Origin of the sequence: Brachybacterium sp. AG952, assembly GCF_004362645.1 — a bacterium.
Classification (GTDB): Bacteria; Actinomycetota; Actinomycetes; order Actinomycetales; family Dermabacteraceae; genus Brachybacterium; species Brachybacterium conglomeratum.
On the sequence record NZ_SNXV01000003.1, the window covers coordinates 302,658 to 320,145 of the forward strand.

At 72.9% G+C, this 17,488-nt stretch carries 11 protein-coding genes and 1 tRNA gene; 2 read left to right on the top strand and 10 right to left on the bottom strand.

The window, feature by feature from the left end; all coding sequences use genetic code 11:
- Positions 1-98: 98 nt before the first annotated feature.
- Positions 99-2,810, bottom strand: a complete 2,712-nt coding sequence (gene polA, locus DEU31_RS09660; RefSeq protein ID WP_133676942.1) for a DNA polymerase I — start codon at positions 2,808-2,810, stop codon at positions 99-101.
- 65 nt (positions 2,811-2,875) lie between these two features.
- Here polA and DEU31_RS09665 point away from each other — a divergent pair, with 65 nt between their 5' ends.
- Positions 2,876-3,370, top strand: a complete 495-nt coding sequence (locus DEU31_RS09665) for a hotdog fold thioesterase (protein WP_010550673.1) — start codon at positions 2,876-2,878, stop codon at positions 3,368-3,370.
- 27 nt (positions 3,371-3,397) lie between these two features.
- Here DEU31_RS09665 and DEU31_RS09670 read toward each other — a convergent pair whose 3' ends face one another.
- Together DEU31_RS09670 and DEU31_RS09675 are read right to left on the bottom strand one after the other, a co-directional pair.
- Positions 3,398-4,777 (bottom strand): amino acid ABC transporter substrate-binding protein, encoded by a 1,380-nt coding sequence (locus DEU31_RS09670; protein ID WP_133676943.1) that lies wholly within the window; start codon positions 4,775-4,777, stop codon positions 3,398-3,400.
- Positions 4,778-4,845: 68 nt separating this feature from the next.
- Entirely contained in the window at positions 4,846-5,562 is a 717-nt protein-coding gene (locus DEU31_RS09675) for a response regulator (protein ID WP_010550671.1), read from the bottom strand.
- Positions 5,563-5,601: 39 nt separating this feature from the next.
- On the opposite strand from DEU31_RS09675, the gene DEU31_RS09680 reads away from it, so the two are divergent.
- Positions 5,602-5,684: transfer RNA gene (locus tag DEU31_RS09680), tRNA-Leu, on the top strand.
- A gap of 102 nt (positions 5,685-5,786) precedes the next feature.
- Here the strand turns inward: DEU31_RS09680 and pyk are convergent.
- The 7 genes from pyk to trpC all read right to left on the bottom strand — a co-directional run bounded on the left by pyk (position 5,787) and on the right by trpC (position 17,463).
- Positions 5,787-7,250: a pyruvate kinase gene (gene pyk, locus DEU31_RS09685; RefSeq protein ID WP_010550670.1), complete on the bottom strand. Its 1,464-nt coding sequence runs from the start codon at positions 7,248-7,250 to the stop codon at positions 5,787-5,789.
- 99 nt (positions 7,251-7,349) lie between these two features.
- Positions 7,350-8,828, bottom strand: a complete 1,479-nt coding sequence (locus DEU31_RS09690) for a glutamate synthase subunit beta (protein ID WP_133676944.1) — start codon at positions 8,826-8,828, stop codon at positions 7,350-7,352.
- The gene (gltB, locus tag DEU31_RS09695) at positions 8,821-13,401 is read right to left on the bottom strand and encodes a glutamate synthase large subunit (RefSeq protein WP_133676945.1); all 4,581 of its coding nucleotides are present in this window, start codon (positions 13,399-13,401) and stop codon (positions 8,821-8,823) included. Before gltB ends, DEU31_RS09690 begins: the two co-directional genes overlap by 8 nt.
- Before the next feature lie 112 nt (positions 13,402-13,513).
- The gene (gene lgt / locus DEU31_RS09700; RefSeq protein ID WP_133676946.1) at positions 13,514-14,443 is read right to left on the bottom strand and encodes a prolipoprotein diacylglyceryl transferase; all 930 of its coding nucleotides are present in this window, start codon (positions 14,441-14,443) and stop codon (positions 13,514-13,516) included.
- Between the two features lie 40 nt (positions 14,444-14,483).
- Positions 14,484-15,311 carry a tryptophan synthase subunit alpha gene (trpA, locus tag DEU31_RS09705; protein ID WP_133676947.1) on the bottom strand — a complete coding sequence of 276 codons (828 nt, stop codon included), beginning with the start codon at positions 15,309-15,311 and terminating at the stop codon, positions 14,484-14,486.
- Complete coding sequence (gene trpB, locus DEU31_RS09710) at positions 15,308-16,633, bottom strand: tryptophan synthase subunit beta (protein WP_133676948.1); 1,326 nt, start codon at positions 16,631-16,633, stop codon at positions 15,308-15,310. Before trpB ends, trpA begins: the two co-directional genes overlap by 4 nt.
- Positions 16,630-17,463 carry an indole-3-glycerol phosphate synthase TrpC gene (gene trpC / locus DEU31_RS09715; RefSeq protein WP_133676949.1) on the bottom strand — a complete coding sequence of 278 codons (834 nt, stop codon included), beginning with the start codon at positions 17,461-17,463 and terminating at the stop codon, positions 16,630-16,632. The genes trpB and trpC overlap by 4 nt, the downstream gene beginning before the upstream one ends.
- Between the last annotated feature and the right edge of the window lie 25 nt (positions 17,464-17,488).

The following is a 17,488-nucleotide window of genomic DNA, read 5'->3' on the forward strand; positions in this document are numbered from 1 at the left end:
ATGCCCCCGGCGCGCGAGGGTGCCGGCGACCGCTCCGCGGCGCGCCGGTGTGATGTCCGCCCCGTCCGGCGACGGGGCGGAGGCGGAGGCCCAGGGGCTCAGTGGGCCGCCTCGCGCCAGGTGCGTCCCACGCCGATGCCGACCTCGAGCGGGACCGAGAGCTCGTAGGCCGAGTCCATGCCGTCCTCGACGATCTCCCGCACCTGCTCGACCTCGCCGGGGGCGACCTCGAGCACGAGCTCATCATGGACCTGGAGCAGCATGCGCGAGCGCAGCCCCGCCTCGCGCATCCGCTCCTCGACGGCGAGCATCGCGAGCTTGATGAGGTCCGCGGCGCTGCCCTGGATCGGGGAGTTCAGCGCGACCCGCTCGGCGTTCTCGCGGCGCTGCCGGTTGTCGCTGGTGAGGTCCGGGAGGTAGCGGCGCCGGCCGAGGATCGTCTCGGTGTAGCCGGTCTCCCGGGCCTTCTCGACGCTGCGGTGGAGGTAGTCGCGCACCCCGCCGAAGCGCTCGAAGTAGCCGTCGCGCAGCGCGGTCGCCTCCGCGCGGGAGATCCGCAGCTGGCGGGAGAGGCCGAAGGCGGAGAGCCCGTAGGCGAGGCCGTAGCTGACCGCCTTGGTCTTGGAGCGCATGGCCGGATCGACCGCGTCGGGGCTCACGCCGAACACGCGCGAGGCGACGAAGTTGTGGAGGTCCTCCCCGGAGCGGAAGGCCTCGATCAGCCCCTCGTCCTCGGAGAGGTGGGCCATGATGCGCATCTCGATCTGCGAGTAGTCCGCGGTCATCAGCGACTCGAAGCCCTCGCCCGCGACGAAGACGTCGCGGATCCGCTGCCCCTCGGAGGTGCGCACGGGGATGTTCTGCAGGTTCGGCTCGGTCGAGGCGAGCCGGCCCGTCGCGGCGGCGGTCTGCTGGAAGGTGGTGTGGACGCGGGAGCCGGTGTCCATCTCCTTGTCCAGCCCCACGAGATAGCCGGTCAGCTTGCTCATCTCGCGGAAGCGCAGCAGCCAGGAGAGGAAGCGGTGGCCGGCGGAGTCCGGGTCGAGCGACTCCATCAGATCGGTGAGGGACTCGGCGTCGGTGGAGTGGCCGGAGGAGATCTTGCGCGTGGTGGGCAGGGCGAGGGTCTCGAAGAGCACCACCTGCAGCTGCTTCGGGGAGGCGAGGTTGACCTCCTCCCCCACGATCTCGCCGGCCTCGCGCCTGGCCTGGGCGACGAAGCCCTCGAACTCGTCGCGCAGGGACTGCAGCGCGGCGTGGTCGATCGCGATGCCGCGGGAGTGCATCGTCTCGAGCACCCGCTGGAGGGGGCGCTCGAGATCATCGAGGATGCTCCGCGCCCAGGGGGCGGCCTCGATCCGGTCCGCGAGCTCCGCGGCGGCAGGGTGCAGGGCGGAGACGGCGCTCGCGAGGCGGTCCTCGGCCCGGGCGATGTGCTCGGCGCGGGTCTCCGCGCCCTCCTTCTTCAGGGTCGACTCGGCGGGCTTGCGCGGCTTCGGCTCGAAGCTCGCGCCCGCGAGATCCGCGGCGAGGGCCTCGGTGTCGTAGCTGCGGGCGCCGGGGCGGAGCACGAAGGACTCCAGCGCCAGGTCGCGCACCCCGTCCCCGAGCCGGTAGCCGTTCTCCGCCAGGCGCTCGCGCAGGGCGGGGACGTCCGCGATCCGCAGCTCCCGGGAGCCCTCGAGGGCCGCGCCGAGCAGCTCGGAGGCCTCGGAGTCCAGGGCGCCGAGCGCGGCGGCGCCGGCCTGCTCCGGGGTCGCCAGGCCCAGCAGCGCCCCGCCGCGCACGTCCTCGACGAGGTCGAGGGAGAGCGGGGCGTCCTCCTCGCCGAGCAGGGAGGTGAGGGAGGCGGCATCGCGCAGGCGCAGCACGTCGGCCGCGGGCTCGGGGGCCGCCTCCTCGGCCACGTCCTCGCCCAGCAGCGCGGTAGGGAGGTCGCGGCGGATCGTGTCGCCGAAGGCGAGGTCGTCGAACACCTCGAGCACGCGGGTGCGGTCCCCGCCGCCGAGGGCGTAGTGCCCGGGGTCCTCGGGCAGCTCGAGGGTGGTGAAGGCGGCGTTCATCAGCCGGTTGCGCTCGACGTCCTCCACGTGGTCGCGCAGGGACTGGCCGGCCTTGCCCTTGATCTTCTCGGCGTGCGCGAGCACGCCCTCGAGCCCGTCGTACTGCACGATCCACTTCGCGGCGGTCTTCGGGCCGACGCCGGGGACGCCGGGGAGGTTGTCCGCCGCCTCGCCGACGAGCGCGGCGAGGTCCGGATAGCGCTCCGGGGGGATCCCGTACTTCTCCTCGACGGCGGCGGGGGTCATGCGCCGCATCTCGGTGACGCCCTTGACGGGCTGGAGCAGGGTGACCTTCTCCCCCACCAGCTGGATGGCGTCGCGGTCGCTCGAGACGATCAGCGCCTCGTGGCCCTGCCGCTCCGCGCGCGTGGCGAGGGTGGCGATGATGTCGTCGGCCTCGTAGTCCTCGTAGGTCAGCCAGCGCACGCCGAGCGCGTCCAGCACCTGCTGGATCAGGCCGATCTGGCCGTGGAAGGCCTGCGGGGTCTCGTCGCGGCCGCCCTTGTACTGGTCGTAGATGCGGTCGCGGAAGGTCCCGCCGGGCAGGTCGAAGGCCACCGCGAGATGGGTGGGCCGCTCGGAGGCGACGACGTTGATGATCATGCGGGTGAAGCCGTAGACGGCGTTGGTGGCCTGGCCGCGGCCGTCGCTGAAGCCGTCTGCGGGCAGGGCGAAGAAGGCCCGGAAGGCCATCGCGTGGCCGTCGATCAGAAGGAGGCGCTGGTCATCGGTGTCGCTCGCACTCATGAGGAGCAGTCTCCCATGTCGCGATCGCCTCCGCTCACCCGGCGGGCTGTGGCAGTCTCGGGGGCATGTCCGATCAGCGCATCCGCCCCGCAGACCCCGCCACCGCCCCCGTCGGCGCGACCGAGGGGGCGCCGGCGCCCCTGGACGCGCGGCTCGCCGCCCAGCTCGAGGCGTCCTTCGCCGGGACGCTCGTGGAGCGGCTGGGCATGGAGGTGCTGACCCTCTCCCCGAGCGGCGGCACGATGCGGATGCCGGTCGCGGGCAGCACCCAGCCGGCCGGGCTGCTGCACGGCGGGGCGACGATCGCGCTGGCCGAATCGATCGCCTCGGTCGCGGCGCTGCTGCGCGCCCGCGAGGTGCACGGCGAGGGGGCGCAGGCCGTGGGCACCTCGGTCTCCGCCCTGCACCATCGCTCGGCGCGCGAGGGCTGGGTCACCGCGACGTGCACCGCGCGCCATCTCGGTCGTCAGGTCGCGAGCTATCTGGTGGACGTCCACGACGAGGCCGGGACCCTGCTGAGCACGATCACTGTCGCGACGCAGCTGCTGCCGCCGCGCTGAGCGGCGCGGTCGCCGCCCGGGCGCGCCTCACTCCGGCGCCTCGAACCCTCCGGCGGCGCCGGGCTGCATCACATTCGCCTCGTTCCAGGTGTACTCCCGCAGCTGCCCGATCCGGGCGTCCGACTGCCCGCCGAGCTCGACCTTCCCCATCCGGCCGACGTAGGCGACGGTGGCCTTCTCCCCCGCCTCCAGCGCCGTGGTCATCACCCGGCGGCACTCCTCGAAGTCGGTGCACTCCTCGCTGCCGGTGAGGACGGCGTTCAGCGCCGCGGCGAGGGCGGTGCCCTCGACCGAGAGGGCGTGCTGCGCCGCGAGGCACAGCATCACCAGCGCGTCGTAGCCGTGCTGCGAGTAGGCGTAGCCGCGCCGCAGGAACTCGGGATTGCGGTTGAGCATCATGTTCTCGTGGCCGACGGTGATCTCGCCGCCCGGCTCGTAGCCGGTCACGGCGGTCAGCGACTCGGGGGCGAGGTCCTTCGCGACCGGCTCCTGCGAGTAGTCGATCGTCGCCGCAGGCGACACCCGCCGCGGGAACTCGATCGTGGGCCGCTTGCCCTCGTCCAGGGTCGCGGTGTGCAGGGCCGAGAGGAACGGGGCGAGCTCCGCCCCGCCGTTGGCGACCAGGAGCGCGGGCGGGGACTCGAGGACCGCCTTCACCCGGGCGCCGATGTCGCCGATCTTCCCGACCTCGTAGAACTGCTGGCTGACGACGCGGCCGCTCGAGGGGTTCAGCACCTGCGTCATCTCGTTCAGGAGGCTGCGGCCCTGGAGCGTGTCCTCGGAGAGATAGGCGACGGTGCCGGCGGGCCCGGACTTCTCCCCTCCCCCGCCGCCGAGGGCCTCCTCGGCGTAGCGCGCCGCCATCACGCGGTCGTTGGGGGCGAGGCGGATCAGCAGGTTCGAGGTCTTCACCTCGGCCGCGCGGACGCCCATCCCGGAGGTGAGCACGTCGAGGATCGCCAGCTGCGCCTCGACCAGCGCGGGCATCGCCGCGATCAGGGACTCCTCGTCGATCGAGGTGATCACACAGGTGGCGCCGGCATCGGCCATCTGGGCGATGACCGGGGCGAGGTCCTCGCCGGGCGTCTCCATGACGTGGCGCTCCAGGAGCACGACCTCCTGGCCGAACAGACCCTCCCAGCGGGCGTTGACGTCGACCCTCGCCTCGTCGATCGAGACCGCGATCGCCTCCTCGAACCTCGCCATCCGGCCGTAGGAGGCGCCGATCTGCCCGATCACGAGCGGTTGGTCTGGCTCCTCGAGGTCACCCGCGGTGGGCTCGGTGGTGGTGGGTCGACGGCGCCTCCCGCGGCCGATCCCGCCGCCCTGGCTGCAGCCGCTCAGCGCTCCGGCCCCGAGCACACCGGCCCCCAGTCCGCGCACGAGCGTGCGTCGCGTGATGCTCATGTGCTCGGTGTCCCCCTCCGCAGGACCGGCGCGCCCCCCGCGCGCCGGTCGATGGTGCCTGCCGGCCCTCAGTCCTTGCCCTGGCCGCCCAGCTGGTCGACGACCGCCTCGGCGACCTCGCGCATGGTCAGTCGACGGTCCATGGAGGTCTTCTGAATCCAGCGGAAGGCCTCCGGCTCGGACAGGCCCATGTTGGTCTGCAGCAGGCCCTTGGCGCGGTCCACGCGCTTGCGGGTCTCGAAGCGCTCGCCCAGGTCCGCGATCTCGGACTCGAGCTGCACGATCTGCTGGTGGCGGGAGATCGCGATCTCCACGGCTGGCAGGAGGTCCGCCGGGGTGAAGGGCTTGACGACGTAGGCCATCGCGCCGGCGTCGCGGGCCCGCTCGACCAGCTCGGACTGCGAGAAGGCGGTGAGCATCACGACGGGGGCGAGGTTCTCCTCGCCGATCTTCTCGGCGGCGGTGACGCCGTCGGTCTGCGGCATCTTCACGTCGAGGATCACGACGTCGGGGCGCAGCTCCCGGGTCTTCTCGATGGCGCTCTCGCCGTCGCCGACGGCGGCGATCACGTCGAAGCCCGCCTCGGTGAGCGTCTCGACGATGTCCATGCGGATGAGGCTCTCGTCCTCGGCGACGACCGCGGTGCGGCGCGGTGCATCACCCGCGGCGGCGGTGTCCTGGGCGTCGTCGGGAAGTTCGGTGAAGTCGTCAGTCATGTCGCCCTGTGTCTCGGTCGGGGCCGGCGCCCGGGTGCCCTGCACCCGTCGGCGGAGGCCGGTGGTCATCAGCGGTATCCTAGTCCAGCCCTCGACGCCTGAGGGCAGGCCGGGTTGGCGGAATGGTAGACGCGGCGCACTCAAAATGCGCTGTCCGCAAGGGCGTGCGGGTTCGAGTCCCGCACCCGGTACGCACGGGACGGCGCCCGCGGCCATCGGCCGCGGGCGCCGTCGCCGGTCCGGGGCCTCCCCCGGACCGGACGGGCCTCCGCCCGCAGGTCACTGCTCGGCGGTCACTGCCCGGTGGCGATGCGGTCGGCCTCGATGCGGGCCGACTCGGTGCCGTCGAGGTCGCCGATGCGGTGCACGCGCAGGGTGTTGGTCGAGCCGTGGACGCCGGGGGGCGAACCGGCCGCGATGATGACCAGGTCGTTCTTCTGCAGCCCCTTCTGCTCGCGCAGGAGCTCGTCGACGACGGTGACCATCTCGTCGGTGTCCTTCTGCATCGGCACCAGGTGCGCCTCGACGCCCCAGGTGAGGGACAGCTGGCGGGCGACCTCGGGGTACGGGGTCATCGCCAGCAGCGGGATGGTCGGGCGCAGCCGCGAGAGGCGGCGCGCGGTGTCGCCGGACTCGGTGAAGGTCACCAGGTACTGCGCGGAGAGCTGGTCGCCGATCTCCGAGGCCGCGCGGGTGATCGCACCGCCGCGGGTGTGCGGGATGGTGCCCAGCGGCAGGATGCGGTCGGCGCCGTTCTCCTCGGTGTTCGTGACGATGCGCGCCATGGTGCGCACGGTCTCGAAGGGGTACTTGCCCACGCTGGTCTCGCCCGAGAGCATGACCGCGTCGGCGCCGTCGAGGATGGCGTTGGCGCAGTCGGAGGCCTCGGCTCGGGTGGGGCGCGGGTTCTCGATCATCGACTCGAGCACCTGGGTGGCCACGATCACGGGCTTCGCGTTGCGGCGGGCCAGCTCGATCGCGCGCTTCTGCACGAGCGGGACCTGCTCGAGCGGCAGCTCCACGCCGAGGTCGCCGCGGGCGACCATGATGCCGTCGAAGGCGCCGACGATCGAGCGCAGCGCGCGCACGGCCTGCGGCTTCTCGATCTTCGCGATGACCGGGACGCGGCGCCCCTCCTCCTGCATGATGCGGAGCACGTCGTCCATGTCGTGGGCGTCGCGCACGAAGGACAGGGCGATCAGGTCCGCGCCGAGGGCGAGGCCCCAGCGGAGGTCCGCGATGTCCTTCTCGCTCATGGCGGGGACGGAGACGGCCACGCCGGGCAGGTTGATGCCCTTGTGGTTGGAGACGGGCCCGGGGACCTCCACGACGGTGGTCACGTCGGTCTCGGTGACGTCCGTGACGCGCACGGAGACCTTGCCGTCGTCGATGAGGAGCACGTCGCCGGGGCGGCAGTCGCCCGGCAGGCCCTTGAACGTCGTCGAGACCCGCTCCTTCGTGCCGACGATGTCGTCGGTGGTGATCGTGAAGGTGTCGCCGACCTCGAGGATGTGGGGGCCGTCCGCGAAGTTGCCCAGGCGGATCTTCGGGCCCTGCAGGTCGACGAGCACGGCGACGTTCTTGCCGAGGTCGTCGGAGGCCTTGCGGATGTTGGCGTAGACCTGCTCGTGGTCCTCGTGAGTGCCGTGGCTGAGATTCATCCGCGCCACGTTCATCCCGGCTTCGATCAGCGTCCGGATCTGCTCGTAGGTGTTGGTCGCGGGACCAAGGGTGCAGACGATCTTCGCTTTGCGCATGTCAACCCATCTGTAGTTCGAGTGAAGGGCCGCGGCCCGGTGGACAGCGCGCGAGCGCCGTGACAGGGCCGCGGCGTCGCGTGTACTCCGCCTAGTCTTTCACACTGTGACGGGCTTCTCGCCGGGGCGCACGGGGCGCGGGAGGGAACTGGTGCCCATCAGGTGCTCGTCGACCGCCGCCGCGCAGGAGCGGCCCTCCGCGATCGCCCACACGATGAGGCTCTGGCCTCGGGCGCAGTCGCCTGCGGTGAAGACGCCGGGCGCCGAGGTGGCCCAGGAGCCGTCGTGCACGACGGTGCCGCGTGAGGTCATCTCCACACCGAGCTGCTCGATCAGCCCCTGCTCCTTCGCGCCGGTGAAGCCCATCGCGATCAGGACCAGGGTGGCGGGGAGCACGGTCTCGGTGCCGGGGGTGGGGGTGCGGCGACCGTCGACGAACTGCGTCCGGGCCACGCGCAGGCCCGTCACGGCGCCGTCCGCGTCGACCTCGAAGCCGGTGGTGGAGGCGAGATAGGAGCGTGCGCCGCCCTCCTCGTGGGCGGTGGAGACCTCGAAGAGCACCGGGTGGGTGGGCCAGGGCTGGGACTCGTCCCGCTCGCTGGGCGGCTGGGTGCCGATGGCGAGGGTCGTCACCGAGCGGGCGCCCTGGCGCAGCGCGGTGCCGAGGCAGTCGGCCCCGGTGTCGCCGCCGCCGATGATCACCACGTCCTTGCCCTCGGCGGAGATCCGCTCCCCCAGCCAGTCGCCCTCGACGAGGCGGTTCGCCTGGGTGAGGTAGTCCATGGCGGGGTGGATCCCGGCGGCCTCCCGGCCGGGGACGGCCAGCTCGCGCGGCACGCTCGCGCCGGTCGCGAGCACGACCGCGTCGAAGCGGGAGCGCAGCTCCTCGACGGACAGCGAGCCCTCGCCGGTCCCGCCGACGTCGACGCCGGTGCGGAAGCGGGTCCCCTCCTCGCGCATCTGGGCGAGGCGACGGTCGACGTGCCGCTTCTCGAGCTTGAACTCGGGGATGCCGTAGCGCAGCAGCCCCCCGAGGCGGTCGTCCTTCTCGAGCACGACCACGGCGTGGCCGGCGCGGGTGAGCTGCTGGGCGGCGGCGAGGCCCGCCGGTCCGGAGCCGACGACCGCGACGGAGCGGCCGGTGTGCCGGGTCGCGGGGACCGGGCGCACCCAGCCCTCCTCGAAGGCGCGGTCGATGATCGAGACCTCGACGTTCTTGATCGTCACCGGCGGCTGGTTGATGCCCAGCACGCAGCTGGACTCGCAGGGGGCGGGGCAGGCGCGGCCGGTGAACTCGGGGAAGTTGTTGGTCGCGTGGAGGCGCTCGGCGGCCTCCTCCCAGTCGTCGCGGTAGACCAGGTCGTTCCACTCCGGGATCAGGTTGCCCAGCGGGCAGCCCTGGTGGCAGAAGGGGATGCCGCAGTTCATGCAGCGCCCGGCCTGGCGGGAGACCACCGAGAGGGTGCCCTTCTCGCGGGCCTCGTAGACCTCGCGCCAGTCCATCAGGCGCACCGGGACCGGGCGGCGGGCGGGCAGCTCGCGGTCGCGGGTGCGCAGGAATCCTCGGGGATCAGCCATGGGTGGCCTCCATGATCTCGTTCCAGACATCGTTCGCATCGGGGTCGAGCCCCTGGGCCACCGCGTCGTCCCGGATCGCGGTGATGGTGAGGAAGGCGCGGGGCGCGATCTCGGTGAGGCGCCCCATCAGCTCCTCCTCGTCGGCCAGCAGCGAGGCCGCCCGGTCGGAGCCGGTGCGGGCCAGGTGGTCGCGCAGCGCCTCGAGGACGAAGCCTCGGTGCTCCTCGCGCACGGGGGCGACGGAGAAGCCCCGGGCGTCGGCGGGGTTCAGGCAGGAGGGGTCGAGGTCCAGGACGAACAGGGTGCCGCCGCTCATGCCGGCGCCGAGGTTCCGGCCGGTCGGTCCGAGCACGATCACGGCGCCGCCGGTCATGTACTCGGCGCCGTGGTCGCCGATCCCCTCGACCACCAGGGTCGCGCCGGAGTTGCGCACCCCGAACCGCTCCCCCGCGGCGCCCGCCAGCAGCAGGCGTCCGCTGGTGGCGCCGTAGGCGCAGGTGTTGCCCGCGATCGGGGCGGACGTCAGCGAGGGCCCGGTGCCGGCGCCGTGGCCGACGGCGATCACGCCGCCCGAGAGCCCCTTGCCGACGTAGTCGTTCGCGTCGCCGGTGAGGTGCATGCTCACGCCGCGCGGGAGGAACGCCCCGAAGGACTGTCCGCCGGTGCCGGTCAGCTCGAGCACGATCGCGTCGTCGGGAAGGCCCGCGCCGTCCGTGCGGCGGGTGACCTCGTGGCCGAGCAGGGTGCCCGCGCTGCGGTCGATGTTCCGCACCTGCCCGGGGATCCGGACCGTGCCCGCGCGGGCGTCGATGACCTCCTCGGCCGCGGCGATCCAGGGATGGTCCGGGGCCTTCTCGAGGGCGTGGTCCTGGCCGCGGCGGCGGCGCGGGAAGTCGCCGGGGTGGATCTCGGGCGCGGCGAGCACGGCGGCGAGGTCGAGGCCCTCGCGCTTCGCCTCGCCGAGCGCGGTGAGCGCCCGCTGGTCCTCGCGCAGGGCGAGGAGGTCGGTGCGCCCGATCGCCTCGTCCAGGGAGCGCAGCCCGAGCGCGGCGAGGTGCTCGCGCACCTGCTCGGCGACGAACTGGAAGAAGGTCACCACGTGCTCGGCCCGGCCCGCGTAGCGGGCGCGCAGCTCGGGGTTCTGGGTGGCGACGCCGACGGGGCAGGTGTCCAGGTGGCAGACGCGCATCATGACGCAGCCGGTGACGACCAGCGGCGCGGAGGCGAAGCCGTACTCCTCGGCCCCGAGCAGCGCCGCGATCACCACGTCGCGGCCCGTCTTCATCTGCCCGTCGACCTGGACGGTGATGCGGTCGCGCAGCCCGTTCAGCAGCAGGGTCTGCTGGGTCTCGGCGAGGCCGAGCTCCCAAGGGGTGCCGGCGTGCTTGAGGGAGTTCAGCGGGCTCGCGCCGGTACCGCCGTCGTGCCCGGAGATGAGCACGACGTCCGCATGGGCCTTCGACACGCCGGTGGCGACCGTGCCGACCCCGAAGCGGGAGACGAGCTTGACGTGCACGCGCGCGGCCGGGTTCGCGCTCTTCGCGTCGTGGATCAGCTGGGCGAGGTCCTCGATCGAGTAGATGTCGTGGTGCGGGGGCGGGGAGATCAGTCCGATGCCGGGGGTCGAGTGGCGGGTCCGGGCGATCCAGGGGTAGACCTTCTCGGGCGGGAGCTGTCCGCCCTCACCGGGCTTCGCGCCCTGCGCCATCTTGATCTGGATGTCGCGTGCGAAGGTCAGGTACTCGCTGGTCACGCCGAAGCGGCCGGAGGCGATCTGCTTGATGGCGCTGCGTCGCTCGGGGTCGTGCAGGCGCTCGGGGTCCTCGCCGCCCTCGCCGCTGTTGGACATGCCGCCCAGGCGGTTCATGGCGATCGCGAGGGTCTCGTGGGCCTCCTGGGAGATGGAGCCGTAGCTCATCGCACCGGTCATGAAGCGTCGCGTGATCGACTCGACCGGCTCGACCTCCTCCAGCGGGATCGCGGGCGAGTCGTCGGTGCGCAGGCGCAGCAGCCCGCGGATCGTCAGCAGCCGCTCGTGCTGCTCGTCGACCGCGTCGGTGTAGGCGCGGAACTCGTCGTACCTCCTCGCGCGGGTGGAGTGCTGCAGGCGGAACACCGACTCGGGGGTGAACAGGTGCGGCTCGCCCTCGCGGCGCCACTGGTACTCGCCGCCGACGGGCAGGCCTCGGTGGGGCGGGTGCACGCCGTCGACCGGATGGGCCAGGGCGTGGCGGGCGGCGATCTCCTCGGCGATGACCTCGAGGTCGATGCCGCCGATGCGGCTGATGGTGCCCGGGAACCAGGTGTCCACGAGCTCCTGGCTGAGGCCCACGGCCTCGAAGACCTGGGCGCCGCGGTAGGAGGCGACCGTGGAGATGCCCATCTTGGACATGATCTTCAGGACACCCTTGGACAGCGACTTGGCGAGGTTCGCGACAGCCTGCTCGGGGCTGAGGTCGCTGACCACCCCGCGCTCGACGAGCTCCTCGACGCTCTCCATCGCGAGATAGGGGGTGACCGCGCTGGCGCCGTAGCCGATGAGCAGCGCCGCATGGTGCACCTCGCGCACGTCCCCGGCCTCGACCACGAGCGCGGCGGAGGTGCGTCGGCCTGTGCGCACCAGGTGGTGCTGGACGGCGCTGGTCATCAGCAGCGAGGGGATCGGGGCGAGGACCTGGTTGGTGTCGCGGTCGGAGAGGACCAGGAAGGTCGCGCCGTCGTCGATCGCGGCGACGGCCTCCTCGCAGATCTCCTCGAGCCGTGCGCGCAGCGCGGCGGTGCCGCCGGCGACCGGGTAGAGGCCGCGCAGCCGCACGGTGTGGAAGTCGGCCGTGGCGGGGTGGGCGTCGACCGCGAGTAGCTGCGCGAGCTGGTCGCTGTCCAGCACCGGAGCATCCAGCGACAGCTGCCGGGCGTGCTGCGGGGTCGCGTCCAGGAGGTTCCGGGACCGGCCGATGCTCACCCCGAGCGAGGTGACGATCTCCTCGCGCAACGAGTCCAGCGGCGGGTTGGTGACCTGCGCGAACATCTGCGTGAAGTAGTCGAACAGCAGCCGGGGACGGTCAGAGAGCACCGCGATGGGGGTGTCGGTGCCCATGGCGCCGAGCGGCTCGGCGCCCTTGGCGGCCATCGGGGCGAGCAGCACCCGCAGCTCCTCCTCCGTGTACCCGAAGGTCTGCTGGCGGCGCAGCACGGAGGAGCGGGAGTGGGTGATGTGCTCGCGCCGGGGCAGGTCACCGAGCGCGACCTTCTGCTCCTTCACCCAGGTGGCGTAGGGGCGGGCGGTGGCGATCTCGTGCTTGAGCTCGTCGCTGGGCACGATCTCGCCCGCCTCGAGATCGAGCAGGAAGATCTCTCCCGGCGCGATGCGGCCGGTGCGCACCACCTCGGAGCGGGGGACGTCCACGAGCCCCGTCTCGGACCCGAGGATCACCAGGTCGTCCTCCATCACCCAGTAGCGCAGCGGGCGCAGACCGTTGCGGTCCAGACGCGCGCCGACCTGGGTGCCGTCCGAGAAGACGACGGCCGCGGGCCCGTCCCAGGGCTCCTGGAGCGCGGCGTGGAACTCGTAGAAGGCCCGCAGGTCCGGGTCCATCGACTCGTCGTTCTCCCACGGCTCGGGCACCAGCATCATCAGCGCGTGGGGCAGTGAGCGGCCCGAGAGGTGCAGCAGCTCGGCGACCTCGTCGAGGCCCGCGGAGTCCGAGCCTCCGGGCGTGGTGATCGGCAGCAGGCGGGAGAAGTCCTCGCCGAAGGCGTCGGTGGCCATCGACCCCTCGGCCGCCCGGACCCGGTTCCGGTTGCCGATCACCGTGTTGATCTCGCCGTTGTGCGCGAGGGTGCGGAAGGGGTGGGCGAGCGGCCAGGCGGGGAAGGTGTTGGTCGAGAAGCGCGAGTGGACGATCGCGAGGGCGGAGGCGAAGCGGGGATCGCGCAGGTCGGGGTAGAACTCGTCGAGCTGGACGGGGGTGAGCATCCCCTTGTAGACCATCACTCGGGTCGAGAGGGAGGGGAAATAGCCCTCGGTGGCGTGCTCGACGCGGCGGCGGGTGGCGAAGACGGCCCGCTCGAGCTCGAGGCCGGTGCGCTCGGCGCGGGCGTCGGCGAGGAAGACCTGCACGAAGTCTGGGCGGACCTCCTCGGCCGAGGGGCCGACGAGCCCGTCGGTCACGGGCACTTCGCGGGTGCCGAGCAGGCGCAGGCCCTCCTCGGCGGCGACGCGCTCGAGGGTCTCCAGCACGGCGGCGCGGCCGTCGGCCTCGCGGGGCACGAAGGCGATGCCGGCGGCGTACTGCCCCAGCGGCGGCAGGTCCAGGCCGCTGACCTCGCGAAGGAAGGCGTCGGGCAGCTGGACCATGATCCCGGTGCCGTCACCGGTGTTCTCCTCGGCGCCGACCGCGCCGCGGTGATCGAGGTTGCGCAGTGCCTCGAGGGCGTGCTGGACGATGCGGTGCTGGGGGGTGCCGCGGAGCGTCGCGATCATCGCGACGCCGCAGGAGTCGACCTCGCTGTCCGGCCGGTAGAGGCCCTGGGCGGCGGGGAGGGACGAGAAGCGGGAGGTGAGGGGGAGCATGACGCGGGAGCCCTTCTGGAGCGGCGGCCGGTGACGGGCTCGTCGAGGATCCGACGAGCGCCCGGGCCCCGGGCCGCCCTCCGCGCGCTTCGCGTCGTCCGGAGGAGGGTCCCTAGGGGCCGGGTGAGGGAGCGGGGCCGGGAGAGGGAGGCGTGCCCGACTTCTCGACCTCGTCCTCGTCGGGGCCGTTGCCCTCGGTCTGGGCGGGCAGGCTGAAGGAGCCGTCGGCGGCGACGACCTCTCCCCCGCGCTTCCGCTTGCGCAGGGTGAGCAGCACGAACATCCCCACCCCCACGAGCACCATGAGCAGGGCGACGAGGGTGTGGATGCGCAGCGGGCCGACCATCAGCACGGGCTCGGAGCGGATCGCGTCGATCCAGGCGCGGCCGGTGGAGTAGATCGCGACGTAGGCCCAGAACACACGGCCGCCCGCCCACTGGAAGCGGCGGCTGAGCAGCAGGAGCACGGCGAGGCCGGCGAGGTTCCACAGCTGCTCGTACAGGAAGGTGGGGTGGTAGGTGCCCGGCACGCAGCCGGCGATCGTGGCCCCGTTCGTCTCGCAGGTCACGTCCCACGCCCACCAGGCGTCCAGCGGCGGGCCGTAGAGCTCCTGGTTGAACCAGTTGCCGAGACGGCCCAGCACCTGGGCGAGCATGATGGTGGGGGCGATCGTGTCGGCCAGCGCGGTGAAGGAGACGCCCTTGAGCCGGGCCATGAGCCACACCGCGAGGGCGCCGCCGGCGACGCCGCCGTAGATCGCGAGCCCGCCCTGCCAGATGTACAGCACCGAGAGCGGGTCGCCCCCGGGGCCGAAGAAGGGCGCCGGGGAGGTCAGGACGTGCCAGACGCGAGAGCCGATGATCCCGGCGATCACCGCGACGAAGACGATGTCGAAGAGGGTGTCGCCGTCGCCGCCCCGGGCCTCCCACCGCTTCGTCGCCCACCACAGCGCGACGCCGATGCCGGCGAGGATGCACAGCGCGTAGAAGTGGATCGTGAGGGGGCCGAGGGAGAGAGCGGAGATGCTCGGGCTGGGGATCATCGCGTGCTCTCCTCTCGACTGCGGGGTCCTGCGGGGCTGGTCAGGTGCGGGCGCGCTCGACGCCGCCGCGGAGATCCGCCGCGACGGCCGCGAGGGCCGTGCGGGCCGCCGCGTCGTCGCCCTCGTGCTCGATCAGGGCGCGCACGAAGGCGGAGCCGACGATCACTCCATCAGCGTACGCGCCGACCTGCGCGGCCTGCTCACCGTTCGAGACGCCCAGGCCCACGCAGACGTTCCTCGCCCCGGCCGCCCGGGTGCGCTCGACGAGGCCCTCCGTGGCGGTGGAGACGCTGGCCCGGGTGCCGGTGACGCCCATGGTGCTCGCCGCGTACACGAATCCGCGCGTGTGCGAGACCACATGCTCGAGCCGGTCCCGCGGGGAGCTCGGTGCGACGAGGAACACACGGTCCACGCCGTGCTGCTCGGAGGCGGCGATCCAGTCGGCGCCCTCGTCGGGGATGAGGTCGGGGGTGATCAGCCCGGCGCCGCCGGCGGCGGCGAGGTCGCGGGCGAAGGCGTCGGGCCCGTAGGCGAGCACCGGGTTCCAGTAGCTCATGACCAGGATCGCGGCGCCGCGACCGGAGAGCTGCTCGACGGCCTCCAGGACGTGCCGGGTGCGGGTGCCGCGCTCGAGCGCGGCGGAGGCGGCCTGCTGGATCACGGCACCGTCCATGACGGGGTCGGAGTAGGGCAAGCCCAGCTCGATCATGTCCGCGCCGTGGTCGATGAGCACCTTCGCGGCCTCGATCGAGCGGTCGAGGTCGGGATATCCGACGGGCAGGTAGCCGATGAGCGCCGCCCGGTCCTCGGCGCGGGCGCGGTCCAGGACGTCGCCGGCGCGCAGGCGGTGGGTGCCGGCGGCGGTCATCGGGCCTCCTCCTGGGCGGCGGGTGCGGCGGTGCGGGCGAGATCGCGCAGGGCGGCGAGGTCGGCGCGCGCGGGATCGTCGCCCACCAGCCCGAACCAGTGCGAGGCGGTGTCCACGTCCTTGTCCCCGCGGCCGGAGAGGCTCACCAGGATCACGGCGTCCTCCCCGAGCTCGCGTCCCAGCTCGAGCGCGCCGGCGAGGGCGTGGGCGGACTCGATCGCGGGCATGATGCCCTCGGTCATGGACAGCAGCGCGAAGGCCTCCATGGCGGGGCCGTCGTCGATCGCGCGGTACTCGGCGCGGCCGATGTCCGCGAGCCAGGCGTGCTCGGGGCCGACGCTGGGGTAGTCCAGCCCGGCGGAGACGGAGTGCGAGGGGATGGTCTGGCCGTCCTCGTCCTGCATGACGAAGCTGCGCGCCCCGTGGAGCACCCCGGCGGAGCCGCCGGTAATGGTCGCCGAATGACGGCCGGATGCGACGCCGTCGCCGCCGGCCTCGCAGCCGACGAGGCGCACGAGCGGATCGGTGTCGTCGAGGAACGCGTGGAAGATGCCCATCGCGTTGGAGCCGCCGCCGACGCAGGCGACGACCGCGTCGGGCAGTCGGCCCACGCGCTCGAGGGTCTGGGCGCGGGCCTCCTCGCCGATGATGCGGTGGAAGTCGCGCACCATGGCGGGGAACGGGTGGGGTCCCGCGACGGTGCCCAGCAGGTAGTGGGTGGTCTCCACGTTCGCGACCCAGTCGCGGAAGGCCTCGTTGATGGCGTCCTTGAGGGTGCGGGAGCCCTGCTCGACGGCGACGACCTCGGCGCCGAGCAGGCGCATGCGGGCGACGTTGAGGGCCTGGCGCTCGGTGTCCTCGGCGCCCATGTAGATCGTGCAGTCGAGCCCGAACAGGGCCGCGGCGGTCGCTGTGGCGACGCCGTGCTGGCCCGCGCCGGTCTCGGCGATCACGCGGGTCTTGCCCATGCGACGGGTCAGCAGCGCCTGGCCGAGCACGTTGTTGATCTTGTGCGAGCCGGTGTGGTTGAGGTCCTCGCGCTTGAGGAGGATCCGCGCGCCGCCGGCGAGGGCCGAGAAGCGCGGCGCCTCGGACAGCAGCGAGGGACGCCCGGTGTACTCGGCGGACAGACGCCGCAGCTCGCTGCTGAACTCGGGGTCGACGATCGCCTTCTCGTAGGTCTCGGTGAGCTCGTCGAGGGCGGGCACAAGCGCCTCGGGCAGGAAGCGCCCGCCGAAGTCGCCGAAGTAGGGCCCGGCCTCGGAGCGCAGCGCCGTCGAGGGTCGGGTGAGGTCGGGCAGCACGGGGTCGGGGGTGCTCATGCCTGGGCTCCTTCCGGGAGGGGGCGGCCGCGGCGGGCGACGCTGCGGAACGAGGAGACGGCGTCGGCGGGGTCCCCGGAGGTCACCAGGGCCTCGCCGACCAGGACGGCGTCCGCGCCGGCGGAGGCGTAGGCCTCGACGTCGGCGCGGGAGGCGACCGCGGACTCGCCGATGGCGAGGGGACCGGCGGGGATGCGGCGCAGCAGCGCCGCGGCACGGCCCAGGTCGACGGTGAGGTCCTTGAGGTTGCGGGCGTTGACGCCGAGGAGCTGCGGGTCCAGGGCGAGGGCCCGCTCGAGCTCCTCCTCCGTGTGGGTCTCGACCAGCGCCTGCATGCCCAGCTCGTCGGTGAGGGCGTACAGCTCCTGCAGCGGTCCGTCCTCGAGCGCGGCGACGATCAGCAGCACGATGTCGGCCCCGTGGGCGCGGGCCTCGTGCACCTGGTACGGCTCGACGACGAAGTCCTTGCGCAGCACCGGCACGTCGACCCTCTCGCGGACGGCGTCGAGGTCGGCGAGGGAGCCGCGGAAGCGGCGCTGCTCGGTGAGGACGCTGATCGCGGAGGCGCCGGAGTCGGCGTAGGTGCCGGCGAGCTCGGCCGGCTCGGGGATCTCCGCCAGGGCGCCCTTGGAGGGGCTGGCGCGCTTGACCTCGGCGATCAGGCCCATGGTGGTGCCGTCGCCGGCGAGACGGGCGCGGGCGTCGAGGGCGGGGGCGGCGGCGTGCGCGCGCGCCTCGATCTCGGCGTCCGGCACGGCGCGGCGCCGGGGGGCGAGATCCTCGCGGACGCCGACGATGATGTCGTCGAGAACGGTTCCGGTGGTGGTCACTCGGTCCTCCTGAAGCGGGTGGGGC

What these genes read in the sequence shown, in the direction of transcription:
- DEU31_RS09690 (WP_133676944.1), bottom strand. Translation starts at nt 8,828, where the DNA reads ATGGCTGATCCCCGAGGATTCCTGCGCACCCGCGACCGCGAGCTGCCC.
- DEU31_RS09665 (WP_010550673.1), top strand. Translation starts at nt 2,876, where the DNA reads ATGTCCGATCAGCGCATCCGCCCCGCAGACCCCGCCACCGCCCCCGTC.
- DEU31_RS09675 (WP_010550671.1), bottom strand. Translation starts at nt 5,562, where the DNA reads ATGACCACCGGCCTCCGCCGACGGGTGCAGGGCACCCGGGCGCCGGCC.
- trpA (WP_133676947.1), bottom strand. Translation starts at nt 15,311, where the DNA reads ATGACCGCCGCCGGCACCCACCGCCTGCGCGCCGGCGACGTCCTGGAC.
- trpB (WP_133676948.1), bottom strand. Translation starts at nt 16,633, where the DNA reads ATGAGCACCCCCGACCCCGTGCTGCCCGACCTCACCCGACCCTCGACG.
- gltB (WP_133676945.1), bottom strand. Translation starts at nt 13,401, where the DNA reads ATGCTCCCCCTCACCTCCCGCTTCTCGTCCCTCCCCGCCGCCCAGGGC.
- pyk (WP_010550670.1), bottom strand. Translation starts at nt 7,250, where the DNA reads ATGCGCAAAGCGAAGATCGTCTGCACCCTTGGTCCCGCGACCAACACC.
- polA (WP_133676942.1), bottom strand. Translation starts at nt 2,810, where the DNA reads ATGAGTGCGAGCGACACCGATGACCAGCGCCTCCTTCTGATCGACGGC.
- DEU31_RS09670 (WP_133676943.1), bottom strand. Translation starts at nt 4,777, where the DNA reads ATGAGCATCACGCGACGCACGCTCGTGCGCGGACTGGGGGCCGGTGTG.
- lgt (WP_133676946.1), bottom strand. Translation starts at nt 14,443, where the DNA reads ATGATCCCCAGCCCGAGCATCTCCGCTCTCTCCCTCGGCCCCCTCACG.